General features: G+C 54.8%; 11 protein-coding genes. 7 read left to right on the top strand and 4 right to left on the bottom strand.

Annotated elements, in window-relative coordinates:
- Positions 1–131: 131 nt before the first annotated feature.
- On the bottom strand, positions 132–2,321 hold the full coding sequence (locus B5G06_RS03280; RefSeq protein ID WP_158094661.1) for an S-layer homology domain-containing protein: 2,190 nt from the start codon (positions 2,319–2,321) through the stop codon (positions 132–134).
- Positions 2,322–2,722: 401 nt separating this feature from the next.
- Here B5G06_RS03280 and B5G06_RS03275 point away from each other — a divergent pair, with 401 nt between their 5' ends.
- The 7 genes from B5G06_RS03275 to B5G06_RS03240 all read left to right on the top strand — a co-directional run bounded on the left by B5G06_RS03275 (position 2,723) and on the right by B5G06_RS03240 (position 11,553).
- The gene (locus B5G06_RS03275) at positions 2,723–3,643 is read left to right on the top strand and encodes an ABC transporter permease (RefSeq protein WP_158094660.1); all 921 of its coding nucleotides are present in this window, start codon (positions 2,723–2,725) and stop codon (positions 3,641–3,643) included.
- Positions 3,627–5,120: a sugar ABC transporter ATP-binding protein gene (locus B5G06_RS03270; RefSeq protein WP_087187663.1), complete on the top strand. Its 1,494-nt coding sequence runs from the start codon at positions 3,627–3,629 to the stop codon at positions 5,118–5,120. Before B5G06_RS03275 ends, B5G06_RS03270 begins: the two co-directional genes overlap by 17 nt.
- A gap of 2 nt (positions 5,121–5,122) precedes the next feature.
- Positions 5,123–6,079 (top strand): ABC transporter permease, encoded by a 957-nt coding sequence (locus B5G06_RS03265; RefSeq protein ID WP_158094659.1) that lies wholly within the window; start codon positions 5,123–5,125, stop codon positions 6,077–6,079.
- A 244-nt stretch (positions 6,080–6,323) separates the two neighbouring features.
- Positions 6,324–7,292, top strand: coding sequence for a M24 family metallopeptidase (locus B5G06_RS03255; protein WP_087187660.1), 969 nt, complete (start codon positions 6,324–6,326; stop codon positions 7,290–7,292).
- A 148-nt stretch (positions 7,293–7,440) separates the two neighbouring features.
- Entirely contained in the window at positions 7,441–8,943 is a 1,503-nt protein-coding gene (locus B5G06_RS03250; RefSeq protein WP_087187659.1) for an ATP-binding cassette domain-containing protein, read from the top strand.
- Positions 8,940–10,529 (top strand): response regulator, encoded by a 1,590-nt coding sequence (locus B5G06_RS03245; protein WP_087187658.1) that lies wholly within the window; start codon positions 8,940–8,942, stop codon positions 10,527–10,529. Before B5G06_RS03250 ends, B5G06_RS03245 begins: the two co-directional genes overlap by 4 nt.
- 43 nt (positions 10,530–10,572) lie before the next feature.
- Positions 10,573–11,553 (top strand): sensor histidine kinase, encoded by a 981-nt coding sequence (locus B5G06_RS03240; protein WP_158094658.1) that lies wholly within the window; start codon positions 10,573–10,575, stop codon positions 11,551–11,553.
- 195 nt (positions 11,554–11,748) lie between these two features.
- Here the strand turns inward: B5G06_RS03240 and B5G06_RS03235 are convergent, their stop codons facing one another.
- The 3 genes from B5G06_RS03235 to B5G06_RS14320 form a co-directional block, all read right to left on the bottom strand.
- The gene (locus B5G06_RS03235) at positions 11,749–13,158 is read right to left on the bottom strand and encodes a S8 family peptidase (RefSeq protein ID WP_087187656.1); all 1,410 of its coding nucleotides are present in this window, start codon (positions 13,156–13,158) and stop codon (positions 11,749–11,751) included.
- Between the two features lie 4 nt (positions 13,159–13,162).
- Positions 13,163–14,776 carry an S-layer homology domain-containing protein gene (locus tag B5G06_RS14325; RefSeq protein ID WP_242955332.1) on the bottom strand — a complete coding sequence of 538 codons (1,614 nt, stop codon included), beginning with the start codon at positions 14,774–14,776 and terminating at the stop codon, positions 13,163–13,165.
- A 1,292-nt stretch (positions 14,777–16,068) separates the two neighbouring features.
- The gene (locus tag B5G06_RS14320; protein ID WP_242955328.1) at positions 16,069–19,155 is read right to left on the bottom strand and encodes a hypothetical protein; all 3,087 of its coding nucleotides are present in this window, start codon (positions 19,153–19,155) and stop codon (positions 16,069–16,071) included.
- Positions 19,156–19,164 lie beyond the last annotated feature (9 nt).

Raw genomic sequence — 19,164 nt, 5'->3', positions numbered from 1 at the left:
GGTAAGCCCGAGAAAGAAATGCAGTCGGCAAACCTTTCGGGGCCCCTTAAGGGGCTTCGTCCGTATCAGGCCCTTTTAGGGCCTACTCAAGCCTCCGGCTTAGCCGGAGGTTTTGACTGCTTTGAGGGGTCTTAGCCTTCGATGGGGGTGGACAGGTTGGTCTTGAGGGCGGAGATCTGGTCGGCAGTGAGGCCGATGCCGGTCAGGTAATCCTCAGCGGCCTTCTGCAGGTCCACCTTGGACAGGTCGGCGCCCTTTTCCAGGCCCGCCAGGTCACGGAGCATACCCACAGCCACCTCGGAGATCAGCTTATACTGCTCGGAGTTCTTCTCCACATGGTAGTAGTTCTCATAGGACACCATGTAGTCGGCCACGATCTCCTCCTGGGAAGCGCCCATCAGGGCCTCCAGCAGGATGGCGGTAAAGCCGGCCCGGTCCTTGCCCTCGGTGCAGTGGAAGGCATAGGGGCCCTCGTGGGAAATCATGAACTCCAGACCGGTCTTGAGCTTGGCCTGGAAGTCGGCGGCCTTGTAGTCCACGCCCATGTTGAGGGCGACCACATTGCCTCCCTCATAGAGACCCTTGTAGTAGGGAGAATCAAAGCCCTCGGCGGCAAAATAGCCCTGGATGACCTCGTCATCGTCAGCCAGATTGACCACAGTCTTGACGCCGGCCTTTTCAATCAGGTCGTCGGCATAGGCGGCCCGGCCGATCTCAGGATTCACAGGGCTGCTGGTGCGGTAAAGCACGCCCTTGGCAATATCGCCCACGGTGATGGCACGGAAGTTGGCAAAGACCTCGTCGGAGGCGTAGTCGCTCCGCTCGTTGGTGCGCTCAAGCTGATGGGCCTGATACTGACCCAGGTAACCGGCCTTCTCGGCCAGCGTAAAGGTGACAATGTCGCCCTCCTCCACGCCGTAGGTACCGGCAAAGTTGCCCATGTTGATGGCAACCACAAGGATGTCGCTCTCCTTGTTGTCACGCACCACGCACTCGCCGGTGTTTACATCGCTGTAGGCGGTGCAGAAGGGGATCTCCAGGCTCTGACCGTTTACAGTCACGTCCAGCACGTCACCCAGCTCCAGGCCCGCGGTATAGAGCACCTCAGGCTTGATATCCAGGTCCAGGTTGCCGTATTTCTCGATGGCGGCCACGCTGCCTACCACAGGCGCCCGGCTCACATCATAGGTGTTGGCGAAGATCGCGCCGTTGACCACCCACACGTCGGAGAAGTCGGGCTTGCCGTCCTTGTTGGGGCAGACCAGGTAATCGCCGTAGCCGTGCTCGGAGACGGGATCGTTCACATGGAGCACATCGCCCCAGGCGGTGTTGACGGTGAGGCGCACGTCCTTGGGAACAAAGCAGGCAAAGTTGGTGTCGGGCTCAGCCTTGGTCTTCAGGTCGATAAAGGTATCCTTGGAGTTGGTGAAGTCCTCCGCCTTGAGGGCGGTGCCGTCAGCCTTGGTGTAGGTCTCCAGTACCTTGCTCAGCTTGGTGACCCACTGCTCGCCCACGGTGCCCTTGAGGACCACGCTCTCCCCGTCATCGGTGGCGGTGTAGTCCACATTCTCCAGGTCGTTGTGGAAGGTGGTATCCTTGGAGACCATCATGCCCTGGATGGTATACTCCGCCTTGCCGGTGAGGAAGAAGTCCTCGGCATGGGCCTTGATATAGTCCTCAGCGGGAGTCTCAAAGGTGAGCTGGCCAAAGTTCATCAGGATCTGGGCCAGCTCGGAGCGCTGGGCAGTCCCGGTGGGATTGAGTTTGTTCTGGCTGCCGGAGAGGATACCCAGCGCCACAGCCCGCTCCATACCGTCCTTGGCCCAGTCGGCCACGGAGGCGGCATCCGCATAAGTGCTCAGGTCGGCATTGTCGGCCTGAGCGCCCTGGGCGTCGGCGTAATCGGCAAAGACCTTGCCCAGCTCCTGCCGGGTCATGGCCCGTTCGCCGCCGAAGGCGCCCTGGCCCACGCCGGTGGTCAGGCCCTCATCTTCAGCCCAGGCGGCAGCGTCGGCGTACCACTGATCGGAGACATCGTTGAAGGAAGCGGCCTCGGCCACGGCAGGACGACCTGCCATGTTGTACAGGGTCTGATACACCATACCCCGGGTCACGGTGAGAGAGGGTCCAAAGGCGTTGTTACCGGTGCCGTTCATGATCCCCTTTTCAGAGACATAGGAGACGGCAGGGGCATACCAGGCGTCAGAAGCCACGTCAGTAAAGACGGGGGCAGTTCCTTCCGCGGCCATGGCAGGGGCAGAGACGCCCAGCGTCAACGCGGCAGCCAGAGTCAGGGAGAGGAGTTTTTTGCGTTCCTTCATTTCAAACATTCCACCTTTCCACATTTGTATCCCACCACTGTCGGGATACTTCTTCCATGTGCCATAGTAGCAAAACCGGTTTAACAATACAAGCACATTCTTGCGGTATCTTCCCTCTTCATTGATAAATACGTTCCATCAGCGTCTTTGGAGAAGCTAACTGAAAAAATGACGACAAATATGAAGAACGTACAGTTGCGATGTCAGACTATCTATTTTACTCTAAAAGTGTAAGATAGAGAAAGAAAACTTGGCCAATTTGCACGAACAAACAGGAGTGGATATCGGTGGTGAAAAAAGAGATGGATGATTACAAACAAAAAGGAACCGTTTGGCTCAGAGAGTATAAAAATGAGATTGCAATCACAGTTCTAATCATTGTGATTCTGATCCTATCCCCTATGCTCTCACCGTTTTTTCTCTCCGGCAGCAACTTGCTGAACCTGCTGCGGCAGACCGCCTATACCGCAATTGCCGCCATTGGAATGTACTTCGTGATCCTCATCGGCGGGATCGATCTCTCCATTGGCGCCACCATTCAGATCATCGGTATGGTCTCCATCACTATGCTGATCAACGGTGTGCCGGTATGGCTGACCATTCTGACTGTACTGGGCATCGGTGTGGCAGTTGGGCTCGTGAACGGACTCTTCGTTACCTACGGCAGACTACAGCCCTTCGTGGTAACACTGGTGACCAAGCAGATTATGCAGGGCATCGTGCTATGCGTCACCGGTGGTGCCAGTGTATCCGGAACAGTGCCCGAGTCTTTTATGCGAATCGGAACAGGCTACATCTGGATCTTCCCGGTCCCCGTGGTGGTGCTCTTTCTCATCAGCGTGGCCTCAATTTTTGCAATGAGCCGCACCACCTATGGCCGGCGTCTGCGGGTGACCGGCTCCAACCAGGTTGCCGCCTATAATTCCGGCGTAAACGTGCGGATGGTGAAGCTTTCAGCTTATGTACTGTGTGCTGTGTTTGCCACCATTTCGGGGCTGCTTTCTGTGGCCCGCACCGGAGCCTTCCAGCCCACTACCACCCATGGCGGCGCCACCGGAATGGAACTGGATGCCATTGCTGCCGTTGTGGTAGGCGGCGCCGCCCTCACCGGCAGTAAGGGTACCGTAGCCGGTACCCTGCTGGGTGCTCTGCTATACGGCATTTTGTCCAACTTGTTCCCGCTGATCGGCATCAGTTCGTATATGCAGCAGCTGATCCAGGGTCTAATCATCCTGGTGGCGGTGCTCATTTCAGTAAAGGGAAGCATTGGTGTCAAGCCCAAACTGCGGCGGAACAGGAGTAGCTATGAGTACCATACTTGAATTGAAAGGCATTACCAAACGATTTGCCAATTCTACGGTTCTGGATCACATTGACCTGGCATTTGAGCAGGGTGAACTCCATGCTCTAGTGGGAGAAAACGGCGCGGGCAAGTCCACCATGATCAAAATCATTTCCGGGGTCTATCAGGCCGACGACGGAGAACTCTGGCTCAACGGCAAGCGAGTCTCCTATTCCATGCCCAGCGAGGCCCAGCGGGCGGGAATCAGCACCCTCTTCCAGGAGATTCAGGAGATTCCGGAGATGACCGTGGCCGAGAACATCTTTCTGGGCCGCGAACACCGATACGGTGGCATTCCCATAGTCAACCGCAAGCAGATGGTGCGGGCGGCAAAGGAACTGATCGACCGGCTGGGGCTCCACCTCAGCGCCACCGCCAAAATGCGGGATTTGCCGGTATCCTCTCGAAAAATGGTGGAGATTGCCCGGGCGGTCAACCAGAACGCATCTGTGGTTATCATGGACGAGCCCACAGCAAACCTGAACGTGGAAGAGATGGACGCGCTCTTCCGGATGATCGACGAGTTAAAAAAGCAGCACACCACCATTATCTACATCTCTCACCGCATGAACGAGGTATTCTCCCTCTCCGACCGCATCTCGGTCCTGCGGGACGGCAAGCTGATCGCCACTCTGGACAGCGCCGACTGCAACGAGAAAAACCTCATTCCTCTAATGATCGGGCGGGAGCTGACCGACCTCTATCCCCAGCGGGAACATCGCATCGGGGAGGTGGTGCTGGACGTCAAGGACTTCAGCCTGGGCAATCACTTCCAAAACGTATCCTTCCAGCTCCACGCCGGCGAGGTGCTGGGATTCGCCGGTCTGGATTCCTCCGGCGCAAATGCGGTCACCAAAACCCTCTTCGGACTGTGCGGGACACCCAGCGGCAGCGTACAGTGCGGCGGCGTGAAGTTGGAAAGTTTCAAGCCGGCCAAGAGCATCAAAAACAACATCGCCTTCCTGCCGGAAGACCGGAAAACTCAGGGGCTGTTTCTCAATCAGAATCTGGTCAGCAACATCACCATCAGCTCCCTGGGCCACCTGTTCAGCAGGCATTCCGTCCTGAAGCGGGGGGATGAAGTGGCTGCCAGCCGGAATGTTGTGGACCGTCTGCACGTCAAGGCAGCGGGACTGCATACCCGGCCGGAAGAGCTCAGCGGCGGCAATCAACAGAAGGTACTGCTGGGCCGGTGGATGATCGACGCCTATAAAGTGCTCATCATGGAGGAGCCCACCCGCGGCGTGGACGTGGGCGCCAAGTCCGAGATCTACGCCCAGATCAACCAGCTGGCGGAGAAAGGTCTGGCCGTGATCATGTACTCCACGGAGATGCCGGAGCTGTTGGGTATGTGCGACCGTATCCTGGTGTTTTCCGCCGGAGAGCTGACGGCCTGCCTCTCCCAGGAGGAGGCCACCCAGGAGCGTATCCTGGAGTATGCGTTAGTGAGGCGATGAGCATGAAAAAAATTGAAGTGTCCAAGCTGCTGCCCGTTATCATGCTGATCGTACTGATCGTCATCGGGTCACAGCTGTCTGAAAGCTTCTTTACCCTGAGCAACCTATCCAACATTGTACAGTACGCGGTGGAATCGGCCTTCATCGGAATTGGCATGACCTTTGTATTGCTGATCGGCGGCATCGATCTGTCGGTGGGTTCCGTGCTGGCTTTTGCCAGCGTGGTCAGCGCCAAGATTGCGCTGGAGAGCATGAGCATTCCCCTGATCCTGATCGTGGTGATCCTGATCGGTCTGGGCTGCGGTGCGGTCAACGGTCTGCTGGTAACCCGCTTCCGGATCGAGCCCTTCATGGCCACACTTGCCATGATGATGATTATGCGGGCCTGTACCTTCCTCTTCACCGGCGGCGGTCCGCTCACCGGCTCGGTACAGGATTCCTTCAAACAGATTATTAAAGGCGACTTTTTAGGGGTGCAAAACGGCATCTGGTATGTGCTGATCGCATTTGTGGCCGCTTTTCTCATTCTGGACCGGACGCGGTTTGGCCGGCATATCTACGCGGTGGGCGGCGGAGAGGAAACCGCCAAGCTCTTCGGTGTACAGACCGACCGGGTCAAGCTGTGCGCATACATGATCAGCGGCCTGCTGGCCGCTCTGTCCGGCCTGTTTATCGCCGCCCGCATCGGCATCGGCGAGCCCAGATCCGGCCAGTCCTACGAGATGACCGCCATTACCATCTGCGTGGTGGGCGGCATCAGTATGCTGGGCGGCAAGGGTAACATTCTGGGTACCTTTGTAGGCACCATGGTGGTGTGCATGATCAGCAATCTGATGAATCTGATGAACATCGACACCAACGCCCAACCTATTGTCACCGGCATCATCATTCTTGTCACCACCCTGATCGTCTCCAGAGAGGTGGGCAAATCCAGAAAGCACCTGGTCAAAGAGATTTAGACCGGAGTATCCGGTTTAAATAAATGCTCAATGCACATATGGAAAGGAGAAGTTATGAAAAAGATTGCTGCTCTCATTCTGGCACTGTCCCTGGCACTTGGTCTCGCCGCCTGCTCCAGCCCCGCCGGCAGCGGCGGTGAATCCAGTTCCCCCTCCGCCAACGACGGAGAAAAGACCACCTACAAGATTGGCTTTTCCCAGTGCGTCATGAACCATCCCTTCCGCATTGCCATGGTACCCCGCCATGGTCTTTGTCCCCCTGATCGGCGATCCCATCCTGTTTGCCGAAGGCAGTCTGGTTGGTTACGCCTCCGACAAGACCTGGTTCGACGATACCCGGGGCATCCGTCAGGAGCTGGGCAGCGTCGTACGGGATTTTGCCTCCAAGCATCCCGGCGCCAAGTTGGGCCTGAGCGGTGCAAAATACTGCGCCCTGGAATTCTATGAGCAGATCATGGACAACATTGGCACCGCCAAGCCGGAAAAGACCATGCTTATCGAAAGCCTGAAGTCCATCAAAAGTGAACGTGAGATCCGCAATATGAAGGTGGCCGGCGAACTGGCCGACCGGGGTATTTGGAAGATCAAGGAACTGCTGGAGTCTGAAAGCGGCCTGACGGAGCGGGAAGTGGTGCGCCAGGCCATGGCTGAGATGTTCCGTCTGGGCGCTGATACCAAGTCCTTTGACATCATGGTGCAGTCCGGTGTCAACGCGGAGAAGTGGTTCCTGGCCTATCCCACCGATAAGGTCATCCAGAAGGGAGAAACCATCCTGATCGACATCGGGTGCCGCTTCAACGACTACTCTTCCGACATGGCGCGCGGCGTGGGCTACGGCGACATGAGCCCCGCCCAGGAGAAGCTGCTCAACACCTGCCTGAAGGCCTGGGAAGAGGGCATGGCCGCCCTGCGTCCCGGCATGACCGGCAAGGAGGCCGACGTGGCCGCCAACCGGGTTATGGCGGAGGCCGGATATGTCCACTTCGCCGGTGAAGGCCGGGGCTGCGCCCACTCTACCGGTATGGACCCCGAGGAAGAGATCCCCACCATCGGCCCCAACAGCGACGATGTGCTCCAGGAGAATCAGACCTTCTGCTTCGAGATTACTCTGATGGAGCCCGGCGTGGGCGGTACTCGAGTGGAGGACACGGTGGTCCTGCGCAAGGATGGTCCTGAGAGTCTGACCAATTTCCCCAGAATGAATCGCTGGTAAATCACACACAGGAAAAGCAAAGCCAATCGTCCCAGGCGTCCCCGCGCCTGGGCCTTGGCTTTCTTTTCCATGTGCAAGGGCATGGCCCATATGCTATAATGCGAAAAAGGGCCTGCAGTGCCTGTTCTACAGAAAAAGGGGGAGTTGGATGAGGCGCGAAGTTCTCAGCGGAAGAAATCTTACCTTCCATAACCGCGCTGGATGTATCATCTCCAACGTATCCCTGCATCTCTATCAGGGTGAGATCTTGGGGATCGTCGGCATCAACGGCCCCGGAAAAACCATTTTGGCACAGCTTTTAGCCGGTATTCTTCAACCGGACAGCGGTAAAATCGTCCTGGGTGAGGTGGGGCAGGGAGAACAGGCCTCTTCGGAACTGCTGCGGGCCCGGGTCGGCTATGTAGGGGAAGAGCCGGAACTGCTGGAAAACCTAACCGTGGCCGAAAACCTAATGATCGGCATTCAGGCTGAGCCCTGGCTCTACGCCAGCCGGAAGCGACTTTATCAAAAAGCCAAGGTTCTGTTGGAAAAACACGGCTTTGAAGCAGACCCCAAGGCTCGGGTCTCCGCACTTACTTACACCCAGTGCAAAGAAGTACAGCTGGCCCGGCAGTTGGTTACCCGTCCCAATATTCTGGTATTGGATGACCTGGCCGAGTCCTTTTCCAGCACAGGACAGCGGCGATTGGCTGATATTCTGCGTACCCTCGCCCAGGCAGGCAGCGCTATCATCTACACCTCCCATCGCTATGAAGATCTCCTTCCTGTTGTGGACCGCCTTCTTGTCCTCCGTGCCGGCATGGTGGTGGCAGAATCGCAGCGGGAACAATTTTGTCCCGACCGGATACGACGGCTGCTGTACGGCGGCGATCCCCTCGCCACATCTCTTCCGGTTGCCGACCGAGCCATTTCTCACCAGACAGGTGAGGAGGTGCTGCGGCTGTCTGAAGTCAGGGCGGCCTCATTAAAACCGGTATCGTTCTCTGTCCGCCGCGGAGAGATCGTAGGTATTGCGGGGCTGGTGGGCAGCGGAAAATCCATTTTAGTCCAATGTATTGGCGGGCATCGTCCTATTGAGGGCGGGAGGCTATACATTCAGGGGCGCCGTTGTGTGCTGAACTCCCCCCGGGATGCCGTTAAGCACGGCATTGGACTGTGCCTGGAGCGGCACAGCGATATGCTGCAGGAAAATGCATCCATTATGTCCAATATATCTTTGAGCGTAATCAATCGAGTGGGTACTTTCGGCATACTCAGCCGAAAAAAAGAGCGTCTGCTGGCCGCAGAGTACTGTACACTGCTGGAGATCCCCCATAAGCCGGATGAACGCCTTGCTGTGCTGAGTGATTCAGACGCGGCGAAGGTGGCCCTTGCACGCTGCATGGCAGCTTCTCCCCTGGTTCTTGTCCTGGATGAGCCCAACCGGGAACTAGACCCCGGCGGTGTGCAGCGGTTGTGTGCCCTATTGCATCGTCTGCGAAACACCTGCGGAATTGTGGTTAGTTTTTCAAAAATGGACGATCTTGCTGCCTGCTGTGACCGAATCCTGATCCTGCACGAAGGAACCGTGATCGGTGAAACACGACGAAATGATCTGTCCTATGCTGATATGCTGCGTATGATCGAGAAGGGAGGTGAGCAGCCGGAATGATTGATGTAGTCATTATTGATGATGAGGTTTGGGTCGCAAAGATGATAACGCAGATTATTGACTGGGGCGCATACGGTTTTCGCATCGCCGGAATCTTTCACGATGGTGAAGAAGGTTTGGATGGCATTCGTCGCCTCCACCCCCGGCTGGTGCTGACAGATATTCGTATGCCCGGCTTAACTGGACTGGACCTGATTCAAACCCTGTCAGAAGAAAGTCCAGACATTATGTTTGTCATTATCAGTGGCTACAATGATTTTGAATACGCAAAAGCAGCCCTTACCTATGGTGCAATTGGTTATCTGCTGAAGCCTATCGATGAGACGGAATTGAAAAAAGTCGTGATCAAGGCGAAAAAGCAGATTGTTTCAGAGGAACTGAAGCAGCGCTCTGAATTACAGATGCGGGATACCATGGGCCATACGGTGGAAAAACTTCGGGAGCAGTTCTTTATCAATTTCATTTTGGGACTGGGTGATAGATCCATTGCGCTCAACCGTGTTAACGAGGATCTGAAACTTAATTTTCGTACAGGCAGTTTTCAAGTCGTCAACCTCCTGCTGGAGCAAAAAAATTGTGCCAAAATCTGCATAGACCTGATTACCAAAGCCATCTGGGAGGTTGACCTACCGACAGAATGCTGTGAGATGGTCACTCTGAACCCTCGTGGCGACTCCATTCTGATCTTAAACTATATGCCAGAACAGAAAAATGCCATTCAGCAGATACTAGACCGTTTCTTTGCGGTCCTGTTGGAAAAAAGGCCCCCTTGTGGGATTACAATGGGTGTGGGCAGTATATCTGGAAATTTTTCAGATATATGTGTATCGTATCAGTCTGCCCATGAGATTGCTATGTACCGGCTGCTCCGCGGCACCAATCGGGTATACAGTGCGCTCAAACTCCCCCATACTGTTCCTGAAAACACTTACACGCTTGATCTCAATCATGATATCAGCTTAAAGCAGGCCTTTCAGAGCGGCGATCTGGAAGCGGTGCAGAAATTAACAGCGCAATGGATCCAGTGGTACTTTACCAAAGCCCAGCAAGCCCCCCAGATCCTGATCGGCGGTTTGAATCATTTGCTTTCGCTATATCAGGAAAACGCTCCTGCCGGTACCCGGGACTGGAAGGCCTACTTTCTGGAGCGGCGGGATGAGATCGGAGCGGCCTCCAGTTTGCAGGAAGTCAATCTTCTCCTTGCCAACGCCGCCAAAACCATTTTGGACAGCCGGGAACCTGACAGCGCAGCTTCCGGTCAGACAGCCGTGCAGGAGGTGCTGCGCTATATTGATCACCACTATATGCAGGACCTGAGCCTGAGCGAGGTGGCCGACATGGTGCGATTGAATCCCAACTATTTTTGCGAAATATTTAAGCGGGAAGCTGGTATCAATTTCAAGGAATATCTGGTGACCAAGCGGATCGAACAGGCGAAGCTGCTTTTAAAAAGCCCCAGTTACAAGCTCAACGAGGTGGCGGAAATGGTCGGTTATCGTGACGGCAAACACTTTGGCAAAGCCTTTAAAAAGCTGGTTGGCATTACCCCCGGCGCATACCGAAAGCTGATGCTGGGCCATGAGTAAGGAGCGGCGGAAAAGCAGCGCCCGAAAAGGGATGCGGGGCCAGATGTATTTTCATGTACTAAGCATCCTGATTCTGGCCGGTATATGTCTCTATCTCTCCATATGTCTCCATGCGTGGGAAGATCTGCTGCTGTTTGGACGTCTATCCGCGGCTGTGATACTTGCAGCGGCGGCGATTATGATCTGTCTGGTCGATATCTATATGTTCATCAGATCCGTGTTTAAAACCATGGCCGAACTGGAGCATACACTAAACGTGCTGGAGGAGAGCGCCAGAGAAGATGGGACCTGCTATGAGGAGTCCGACGGCCTTATGCGGCAAAAGACACCGACGGAGCTGCTCCAGGTCCTGCTTCAGCGAGAGGCGGCAGCCCAGATTATGACAAAAGAGGCTGAGATCAACGCCCTGCAAAGCCAAATCAATCCTCATTTTCTGTACAACACCTTGGAAACCATCCGCGGCCAGGCCCTGTGCTGCGGGGCCACTTCCATTGCCGATGCTACAAAAGCGCTGGCCGAGATTTTTCGATACAACATCAGTCAAAAAGGGGCCATGATCAGTCTGAAAGAGGAACTGGCCAACATTGACGCCTATATGAGGATACAGAGCATTCGCTTCAATGACCGCTTCACGCTCCACTCCGATGTGGCAGAGGATACCCTCTATATTCAAATTCCCAAACTTCTGGTGCAGCCCGTAATTGAAAATGCCCTGAAGCATGGTCTTGAGGTCAAGCGGGGAAAAGGAAATATCTGGATCTCTGCATTCCGCACAGCAAATCGTCTGGAAATTGCCGTAGAGGATGACGGCGTAGGGATTTCTCCCACCATTTTGAAAGCGCTGAATGAAAAACTGGCTCAAGGCCAAGCAGAACGGCTAGGCAGTTCCACCACCTCGAACATCGGCCTGGCTAATATCAATGAGCGGATCAAATTGATTTATGGCACAGATTACGGCGTCACTGTACTAAGCGCAGAGCAGCAGGGCACTCGGGTAATTCTATCGTTAGGTATTCTGTCCTGACATATATGGCAGGTGCAAGGGTAAACCGGGCCTCTGGCCCATATCTACCAGAATAGCTATCAAATATACTTTACTAAAGAAATGCGATATAAAAACAGCAAAACCGTAAGGGAAAACCTTATACAACAAAGCTCCCCAAAAATGAGAAGTCCGTTTTTCGATGAAATAGTTCGAAAAACGGACTTCATTCATGTTTTACTGTTCCAAAAAACGTTTCAGGATTGCGGCAGCTTCTGCTCTCGTTGTATCACCCCGGGGGTCAAGCAAGTTGTTTTCTTTGCCTGAAAGCAGACCATAATCGACGGCCCACGCTACACTTTCTCTTGCCCAACCGGAAACAGCGTCCGCATCAGCAAACACAGTCAGGTCGCCTTGGCTGGCCGTATGGATCCCCTTGTAGTCTGCATAGCGGCTCATGACTGCCGCTATTTCCTCGCGGGTCATATTTTGATCAGGCGCAAATTTCCCATCGGAGACTCCTGTAATGATGCCGTTTTCCGACGCCCAGCAGACAGCATCCGCATAATACGCATCTTCCGCAACATCATCAAACTTCAGCATATTGTTCGTTTGCGGCCGGCCATCCGCCCTGTAAAGTATGGTAATGAACATTGCCCGCGTCAGGAGTTCATTTGGAGCAAATTCGGTGTCGGATACGCCCAAAAACAATCTGTTCTGTTCGGCATAGCAGACGCTGTCAAAATACCAATCTGTCTTTTTCACATCGGAGAAGCAAGAAATTTCACCCTTGTCAAAAAGGCTTAAATGCTCAAAAAACAGGCTTGGATCAAAGATGCCGTATCCGCTTTCTGCATCATAGCCTTTTTCGCAGATATCCTCACAGCTGGATCGCAAAAAATACCGGATCTGGTGGGGCAAAAGTTCCGGATAAGCTTCAAGGGCAGCTGCGGCATAGGACGTGATCAGCGCGGCTGAATAGGATGTACCCGTCACCAGTTCGTAATCGTCGGCGTTTTTTATGGAGACAGCATTTACCTTTTCGCCGGAAAAGAGCAAATCCAGCCCGCTTCCGTGACAGGAGAAAGCAGAAGGCTCCAGCGTTTCGTTATGGCTTCCGACGCCGATCACCGTAGGATATGCGGCGGGATAATAGACACTTCCCCCGTCGTTTCCGCAGGCCGATACAATCAAAACGCCCTTTTCTTCCGCATAGTCAACCGCCTTTTTTAATGCTTCATTTTCCTTCGGTACACCGCTGCTGATATTGATGATCTTGCAGCCGTAGCTGTCAATGGCGTCGTATATGGCGCTGCAAATGGCTTGGATGCCTCCGTTTATGGCGACGCCTGACGGGTACTGTGAATAATATACCAGCGGTACGATCTGGCTCTCACTGGACGGGGAGATAATTTCATTATCCAGCGTGCCGAGAATTAAGCTTGCAACCCTTGTTCCGTGACCGACCTTATCCTCAGTGCCGTCGTGTTCTGAAACATAGTTCTTTCCCTCCAGAATCCGGCTGCTGTCAAGAATATGCTCTTTTTGTGTGACGCCGGTGTCAATCACACCAACTTTAACAGAGGCGGCAAATGCCGCCTCTGTTAAAATTACGATAAGCAATAAGAGTACCAGTATTTTTTTCATAGGCTTATCTGTTCTGAAGCAGGGTATAAATCAGTCTTGTCAGTATGGTTGCGGCTTCTACACGGGCAGCCAGACCTTGCGGTCTGAAGCTTCCATCCTCGTATCCGATGACGAGTCCCAGATTTCTGGCCGCCACCACAGAATCGTATGCCCAGCTGCTGATCTGCCCATCATCCGTGAATTTACCGGCGGGTTCAGCCTCTATCTGATATCCTTCGTACTTCAAATAGCGGTCTATCATGGTACAAATCTGCTCGCGGGTAATCTTGTCGTTGGGACCGAAATGCTCCGCGTCATATCCCTCAATGATACCGTTATACGCGGCCCAGGAGACATATTCCTCATACCACGAACCGGGTTCAACGTCGGTGAAGCTGTGGGCATCATAGGTACCCAAATTGCCGTGCATTCTGCCAAGCATCGTTACAAACATTGACCTTGTAAGGTCTCCTTCCGGGACAAACAGGTTGCCTCCCACACCAAGCACCACTTCTCTGGCCGATGCGAAATCTACATAATCGTAAGCCCAGTGGGTCTCCGGAACATCATCGAAGTTGATGCCATCCACAACGGTGATCCTGTAAGTCGCACGGACCGGCGCAATAAACCGGAACACTCCGTCTACAACGGCAGACTTGGCAACTGTGATATAGGTTCTTCCGCCGTCTGTGCTGTACTGTGCCACGACATGATTCTCGTTTTCAACCGGTTTTCTCAACGGATATGTAACAAGTTCGCCTTCCTCGGCAGTTACCGTTGCAATAATATCTGTGACCGAAGTGGTCGGGCGTCCGCTGCTTTTCGCTTTGAAATTCGCTTTTGCTTCTACGGACGTGTTCGGCATGGTAAAGCTGATGGTGGTCGCGCTGGGATCAGATACGGTCACACCCGTGAGGACCCAGCCATTGAAGACATATCCGTTGTCGGGGGTCGCGGTGAGCGTTACCAGATCACCAGGGGCGTATCTTCCGCCGCCCGTAACCTTTCCGCCGATGGTAGAGGTGATTGTTACGCTGCCCTCCTCCAGCGGTGCGCCAAAGGTTACGGCATCGGTCAGGTAGGCGCCCTTGGTAACTTCCAGTCCGCCCTCCACAAAGCCCTGGGAATTTCCGCTGATCTCCAGCAGTCCGTCGGCGTCAACATATGCGCTGCCTTCCACCGCGGTACAGTTCCATGTAACGTTGGGACCGGTCAGTCGGAACGTGGTTCCGTCGGATGTCACGCCCGCAAGGGAGAGAACGACGGTCGAATCATCCGCCGCAGCCGGAATGTTTCCATTCTCCACGACATTGCCATTGACCAATACCTTCACGCTCTTCAAATCTGCCAATCCACCGTGGGTGACCGTCGCATACTCCGTCAAGGCGTTCCCTGCGGCGTCGGAAGCAGTGATGCAAATTTCCCTCTGGGAGGCGTCATTGGGGGCGTAAATGTCAACGTCAAAGCTGAACAGGCCGTCCTGATCTATGGTCCCGCCCAATTGCGAAACGGTCTTTCCCGAGCAGATTTCGACTCCGTCCGATGTGATGGTGAATCTTGCGTCGCTGTCCGTCACACCGCTTACGGTAACCGTTCCGTCCTTGTCGTATGTGCTTCCGTTGAGCGGCGCGGAGAGCATGAGCCTGGGCGGGGTCGTATCAACCACAAAGGAATAGCTGTACTGGAATCCGTCGCCCTGGCCGTCTTTCCCCTTGATGGTAAGGGTATGCCCGCCCTCGCTCAGCTCCGTCAGCGGAATGGAGATGCTTGCGGTATCCGTAAAGGTGCCGTACGCTCCGCTTCTGTATCCGTCGCTGTCGGGGGTGAGGGCTCCGTCAATGCCCCATTCGCCTGTTACGCGTTCCGTTACACTGGCTGTAAAGCGGATATCGCTTGCAGTGTACGTTTCCCTGATCACGGATACTTCCTGTGCAGGCGTATCCGGATCGTTATCATGGTCTGCCATTACCAGCTCCGAAATCTCCTGCTTCTGCACGTCCGCCTGAATCGTCACTTCCGGTGTGGTCATCTTCGGCACGGTGATGGAACTTGTCAGCACCTCTTTGCCGTAAACCACCGCGTCGTATACTCCGTTGTTGCCCGAATCCACCAGGCAGTAGGGCGTGACGCCTACCTTGTAGCTCTGTCCGGCGACAAGGCCTTTTTGCTCCTCAACACCGTTTTCTTCGTCCACACCGGTGTAGCTTCCGCCGATGGTAATGACGGTCGCGCCCGTTTCGTTCTTGGTGTATGCAAGTCCGTCAATGTCCGTGGCAGTCCCGTCCGCATGGTACACCGTCGCCATATATCCCATGGTTTTCCCATCGCCGGGCTGGGCCACATCCACTCCGATTTCCAGGTTGCCGGCGGGATAAACTTTCGAAATCTCAACCGGCTCCGGCATATTGGCGTTGGTATAGGTTACCTTGGAGGTGCTGTAAACCGCGCTGTTCACCGCATCCTCTTTGGAATATACCGCCCGGAGGTAATAGGTTCCCGAGGGCAGATCCGCAGGCAGAGCCAGCGACGCCGTTGTGCCGGAAAGGGTAGCCACATCTTCGATGCTGTCAAGGTATCTGACGCCGCTTTCCGCCGCAGGATTCGTATCCTCGGTCAGATAGAAGCTGATCTTGTCCAGCTCCGCCGTCTTCGTTCCGGCCCACGTCACAGTCAGCTGATTATCGCTGATGCTGGCGCTGACTTCCGTCAGTTCGGGGAGGGGATCCACGTTGTAAACCACGGCGTTGGCCTTCGTTGTGCCGGTGGAGATGTACCAGTCCTTGCCGTAGTGCGCCGGATCTGTCACGGTGAAGGCGTAAGATGCCTTGCCCGTCTCGGCGGTATAGGTGACGTTCGCGTTTGCGGCGTCCGTGTTGGTACCGCCATATACAACGATGGGATATGGGGTTCCGGCCATAGACATTTCGGAATTTACTTTGAATTGCTTTGCGATCTCCCGGGCCTGCTCCAGACTCTCGGCATCGTAATCGATCCGCACGATGGCGGCCGCACCGCCCGTATAAGTCCCGAGATTGAATTTGTGCAGCAGCAGGTCGCCGCTGGACTTGAGCTCCACGTCAAACAGCTGCGGCAGCTCCGACGTGTCCACGACCTCCGCCGCTTCCATACCGGAAATGTTGGTGCCGATCCGTGCATAGAGGGTCTGCCCGCGTTCCTCATCATAGTATACAGGGATACCGGGACGTCGTCGTGGCTCTTGAAGGAGAGCTTCGCCTCCAGCGAAAAGTTGGCAAGCTTCATGCTGCCCTTAAATCCGAACGACCAGTCGTTGATGGTGTTGACCTCCAGGGTGCCGGTGACCTTGGGCAGGGCGGAAATATAGTTTTGAATGCCGATATCCACCTTAAAGTGAACGCCGATCAGGCCCTCGCCGCACCCGTAAAGAATATCACGGACCATCACGGAGGCGGAAATCTCCTTATTGTCGTCTCCGCTCTCGTCGATGTTCGACCAATCGTATGTCCGGTACAGCGCGTCGTTGTTGGTGTAGATGTAGCTGTCAACGCTCTGCGCCTCTTTGTAGTTGCGCCAGAAATCCTTGATCTTCTGCCAGTAGGTGGTCTTGAGCGACTGATCCGGATTTTCGGCAAGGCTCTGGCCGGTGGGTTCCGGGCTCTTGGTAAAGCTCAGATCCAGGCTTGCCGAGAAGGAGATAACCCGGCCAAGTTCCGTCCCGTTGTCTTTCATGACGCCCAACTCGCCGTATGCCATCTGGAACACCATACCGGCAATGGTCTGCCCCGGGCTGTAGGTTGTGGGCCACAGGAGCATAATGGTGTTGTCGTTGAAATTTGGATCCCGGACGCCGTTTTTGTCATAGGGGATCAAGGAAAAGCTCTTTCCCTGTTCCAGCCGCGTGAGTCCCGATTTGCCATTCCAGATGGTGGTACGGGCATTGCTGGTCAAAAGCTCGCCGTCAAATTCCACCACCACATCGGTGAGAGGCTGTCCCTCAGGCACATCCTTGTCATAATACACAGACATGGTGCCGTTTTCAAAGTCCATGGCGCCGTTGATGTTGACGCAGTTGTCGACCTCGTACTCTCTGGTCTCCTGATTGACCCGCTTGGTACTGGTTGCGGTGTAATACGTTCTCTTGGATCCGTCCTCCAGCGTGTAGGTGGACTTTGAAAATTCACCCCGGAAGATCAGAAGGATCTCGGAATATCCGCCGGCGTCCTGGAACTTCTGGAAGGCTTCCTCGTCCCGGAAGGAGTCGATTTGATAGGTAAAGTCGCCGCCGCTCTGATATTTGGTCACCGTCAGGATGCCGTAGCTGTCGTTTTTGTACTTCACATCCTCCGACACGGTGAAGCTGAGGCAGGATGCCGTCTGATTCTGATATTCTTCCTGAATCACGCCTTCTGCAACGGCCGCATCGGTCCATTCCAGCTGCAAATACCAGCTTCCGGGTGCCAGCTTGACCGAGTCGTCGATGGCCACATCCATCACGCCGTCCTTGATGCTGATAAACTCGTGGTCGATGGTATGCGACGTTTTTTCATCCACGCTACGGGCAACCAGATTCCAGTTGCCGCGGTTATCCAGAAGCGCCGGGTTTTTGACCGTTACATACAGATGCCTTGTCCCGGAGGAATAGATGACCTTGGGCGTCATCTCGGTAAAGCTCACCTTGGGAATGCTTCCGTCGGCGCCCGGCAGGAGGATGTAGGCCACTTGCTCTCCCAGTTTCTTCTCTTCCACGATGGCGCCCTGGGTCTCCGACGTGTCATAGATGCCGATGGTGATCCGCTCATAGGCCGCCGTATCGGTTACTTGGGCCTGGAAATACAGGGTTTTGGAGTTGATATCCCCCACCTTCACATCGGCGTAGGTAATGATGAATGGATCGGTAGAACCGAACTGGGAATTGTTTTCCGCGCCCATGTCTCCCAGCGAGCGCAGATTCTCGGTGGTTCTGACCACCAGAGAAATGTTCTCATAATTCTGGGCGGTGTCGGAGGCGTAGTTTTCAAAGGTGACGCCGGCTGCAAAATCCGCAACGCCCTGGTCCGTCTGCCGGACATAATCGTCTCCCGCGTCATTCAGCGTAAGGCGCAGCGGAGCGGACACGTCGACGGTCATTTTTTCTGCCGCGGAGACGTCCTTGTGGGAATACACGCCGTAATAGGTCACCATGCTTACGGGCGTGCTGCCTACGCTGCCCAGGTCATAATAGAGAGCGTATGCGCTGTCCGCCGTCAGATAATCGTTCTGGGTCTTGGTGAAGTCCATGGAACTGTCCGGCACAAAATCAAACAGGGACGCGGCCAGATTGTTCCAGTGGCCAAAGGCCGCCTGATAGGGCATGGCCTGGGGACTGTTGACCGAATAGGCGGTAATTGCCGGGTCAAAAACATTGTCGAGACAATAGAAGTTTTGCGGAATCGGGTAGTCCGTACCATCCAAAATCTGCTCGGTGGAGATGGCGTGGGTGACCGACTCCTCGTCTACCGCCTGATAGGTTCCGAAGTCGTAGCCGCCCAAGGCGGTGTCCCAAAGGACACGCGCCTTGATATTGGCGTTGCTACCGCTGCTGTTGGTGGCACTCAGGGAGATCGAAACCATGCCATGCTCGTTGGAGCTTGCATTGGCCAGGGAGATGGTCTGGGTAAAGGTATAGCTTCCCACAGACCAGACGGCAACAATGTCGCTGTTTTCCGTGGCCTGGGTCACGGTGACGCCCTGATGACTGGGATCGCTGCTGTCCCCGTACTTGCCGCCGAAAATATAGTCGGAGACTGTCCCGTCCGCTTCTGTGACACGGAACGAAACAAAGGAGGTGTCATACTCGCCCGTGTGATAGAGCAGATCTTTGTTGTTATCTGACTTCTTCAGTGAGTCACCGTTGACCGTATTGACAACAAATCCGCCGTTTTCCTTGGAGACCTGCACCCGGATATAGCCGTTATCCAGGGAGTAGGCCTCATGTTCTGCTGCCAGCGCGGCGACTCCCTCCAGAGGCACGATCCCCAGAAGCAGAACCACACAAAGCAAACACGATAG

The sequence above is a fragment of the Flavonifractor sp. An52 genome, assembly GCF_002159385.1.
Lineage (GTDB): Bacteria > Bacillota > Clostridia > Oscillospirales > Oscillospiraceae > Flavonifractor > Flavonifractor avicola.
Note: the sequence above shows the minus strand (reverse complement) of the source record. Positions and strands in the feature narration are given on the sequence as shown.